Consider the following 2992-nt stretch of genomic DNA (forward strand, 5'->3'; position numbering starts at 1 on the left):
TCATTAGGCAGTTTTTTTAATAACGATTCGCCGATGCCAAAGAACAATGGGTCGCCAGAAGCTAATACGACGACGCCGCCTTCCTCGCATTCATCAAGCAACTTAGCGAACCAAGATAGATAGCCTTCTTGCATCGATAAGCGTTGACCTTTGAATTGGGGAAACCAATCCAATAGTCGGTCGTTACCTGCAACAACGCGTGCAGATTCAACTGCATTAACAGCTCGACTGGTTAGGCTTAAACACCCATCTTCGGGTACTCCGACTACCGTGATAGCCGATTGATAGCAATCGATAAGCTGAGAGTGAGTACTTACATTATTCATTTTACTGACTCAGCAAGTAGGGCGTGAATAGTCGATACCACTAACGGGCTGCCACCTTTACGGCCTAGGCTGGCAATGTAAGGCACGGTGTTTTGTTCAGTTAATGCTTGCTTCGATTCATCTGCTTTTACGAAACCAACAGGAATGCCAATGATCAATGCAGGTTTTGCTTCGCCTGCTTCTATCATGCGCAATAGCTCAAGTAATGCGGTAGGCGCATTGCCTACACCTATGATAGAGCCGTCGAGTAGGCCGTTATCGCGGGCATAACGCATTGAGTGAATAGCACGTGTTTCTCCTGTCTCTTTGGCCGTGCTAATGACGTCTGGATGACTAATGAAGCACTGTGCTTTATTGCCGTAAGCGTTGAGGCGAGTTTGGTTTAAACCTGTCACGATCATGCTGACATCGGTAATGATGTTGGCACCATTTTTTAAAGCGGTAATGGCAGACTCAATCGCGTTGTCGCTGAATTGATATAATTTAGCGTATTCAAAATCACCCGTAGTATGAATGGCACGACGAACCACATTCCATTCACCTTGATTGAAGTTATGTCCCCCATGGAGAGTTTCTATTTCTTCATCGATGATAGAGAAGGAGTCACTTTCAATTTGACGGCCTTGCTTGGTCATTTGACGCATATCGTTAGTCATGGAGTTTTCCTTGTTCATGCTTATTCATCATGAAAGTGAGTGTTGGTATCACTTCCTTTTGAGCAGAGATGTTCTGCTAATAGATCGCCGTTGAAATCGATCAATTTGAATTCAATGCTGACGTGATGTTTGACATACACAGCAGCGTGCTCTGCAGCTTGTTTGCAGAGCAAGGTAAGAAAGTCGTAATTGGGAATCTCTTTGCCCGATTGGGCTTCTTTCCATGTGTCGAGTACGTGGCGGCCTGTGTTGGCTTGGCTAACAGCTTCGGCAAATTCACTCGATGCACCTGATTGAATGGCGAGGTCGGCCAGTAATGAAAAGTCGATAGCTTTACCGGATACGTGAGTCATCATGTGCCCAGCGACCATCTTGCCGAGTTTGCCTATCATGGCGACGACGGTGATTTTGCTCACTTGATAACGTTTTGCTGCGCGCAGTCCGACCCCAACAAAATCACCCGCTTGGATAAAACACATCGAGTCATAACTTGGTAGCATGGCCATCGCTGACTTTTCGGTTCGAGATCCTGTCGTGAGAACCAAGTGGTTTTGGCCATTTTGTTTCGCTATTTGTACCGATTGACGCACAGATGCTGAAAACGCTGAAGTGGAGTAGGGTTTTACCGTTCCGCGTGTCCCGAGAATGGAAATACCACCGATTAAACCGAGTCTTGGCCCAATGGTTTCCTTGGCTCGCTCCTCTCCATCAGGGACGCAAATTTCCAGTGATATACCGACGTGTTTTTTCTGTTGACTGGTAGCTTGGTTCCATTCCAAAGTCACCATATCGAGAATGTTTTTTCGAGGTACGGGATTAATCGCCGCCTGACCGACGGGAAGTTCTAATCCGGGTAGAGTCACACGAGCTACGCCAACACCCCCATCGATGTGAAAACCGGGCTCTGAATGCCAGCGGGCAATACTCTGAATATGGGCTTCGTGGGTACAATCAGGATCGTCCCCTGCATCTTTAACAATGCTGGCGGTCACCGCATCGTTGGATGTTTGGATAAACGCGACCTTAAACGTAGCGGGCTCACCATTAGGTAGAGTGATGGAGGTATAGTCAGGCTTTTGTCCGGTTAATAGTGTTTGAACTGCCGCTCTGCTTGCTGCAGCTGCGCACGCTCCGGTGGTAAACCCACTGCGGAGATCGGACTTATTTTTGGATCGTTTAACTTTTGTGACCACAGTATTCTTCATCTACGTTTTAGGTATTGACGAATACAGAGCGTTCCCTTGTTAGACAAGGTATGGATGGTGTTGAGTTTTCCCGCTCGATATTCATGTGTGTCCAGGTATTCTGACTTACGATGTTGAGGTTCTCATTGCGCTTTACTCCTTCCCAAGTCGTGTGACTCAGTGGCTTGTAAAGGGCTCATCGCTTACAGCTGCGGGTACAGTTCAGGAGTTACACCTGATTCCCTGATGTGACGTTATACTTCGATATCTATCCTGAGGATTTCTCCGTTGTTTGGTGTGTCTATGATTTGCTTTGGTGTCCCTAAACTGGCTAATGTTTTTATCCAGTCACCATGTCCGAGCAGCAAAATAGGGTTCTCATTGTTGTGGTGACGAGAAACTCGTTGGATCCACTGAATCGCCATTGTTCTTCGTTGCTGTTCTGAATCGAACTCACTGAGCTCCATTTGAGAAATGACGGGCACTTTCAGGTAGCGTGCGATGGTTTTAGCACTGGAAATAGCACGGCCTAATTGACTGGTGTAAATAGCATTGAGGGTCAATGATTTTTGAGTTGCAAGATAACGACCGACGTTATGCATCTGTCGTTTGCCTTTCATTGTCAGAGGGCTATCCAGTTGATTCTGTGCTTTGCCTATTCGATTCCATTCGGTTTCGCCATGACGAATCGCAATGATGGTGAAGCGTTCAGCTTTCATTACTTTTCTCCATCAGAATGGAAACAATGAATAGTGCGCCAAACGCGGTGGTGACAACACCAAGAGGCAGTTCTTGAGGAGCAACTAAGGTTCTCGCCAAAATATCA

4 protein-coding genes and 1 riboswitch are annotated in these 2992 nt (G+C 46.6%); all 4 genes read right to left on the reverse strand.

Annotation, left to right across the window (positions count from 1 at the left end; all coding sequences use genetic code 11):
• On the reverse strand, nucleotides 1-326 hold a 326-nt coding region (locus tag AB4496_RS14185; protein ID WP_372131197.1), incomplete at its 3' end, for an SAM-dependent methyltransferase.
• Nucleotides 323-982 carry a precorrin-8X methylmutase gene (locus AB4496_RS14190; protein WP_009847682.1) on the reverse strand — a complete coding sequence of 220 codons (660 nt, stop codon included), beginning with the start codon at nucleotides 980-982 and terminating at the stop codon, nucleotides 323-325. The genes AB4496_RS14190 and AB4496_RS14185, both read right to left, overlap by 4 nt.
• Before the next feature lie 20 nt (nucleotides 983-1002).
• A complete protein-coding gene (locus tag AB4496_RS14195) occupies nucleotides 1003-2175 on the reverse strand; it encodes a cobalt-precorrin-5B (C(1))-methyltransferase (protein ID WP_240798329.1) in 1173 nt (390 codons plus the stop codon).
• A gap of 105 nt (nucleotides 2176-2280) precedes the next feature.
• Nucleotides 2281-2411, reverse strand: a riboswitch (cobalamin riboswitch).
• Nucleotides 2412-2420: 9 nt separating this feature from the next.
• Complete coding sequence (locus tag AB4496_RS14200; RefSeq protein WP_102258168.1) at nucleotides 2421-2885, reverse strand: phosphoglycerate mutase family protein; 465 nt, start codon at nucleotides 2883-2885, stop codon at nucleotides 2421-2423.
• Nucleotides 2886-2992: the final 107 nt, after the last annotated feature.

This window comes from Vibrio sp. 10N.222.46.A1 (assembly GCF_041473595.1).
In the GTDB taxonomy this organism is placed as follows: Bacteria; Pseudomonadota; Gammaproteobacteria; order Enterobacterales; family Vibrionaceae; genus Vibrio; species Vibrio tasmaniensis_A.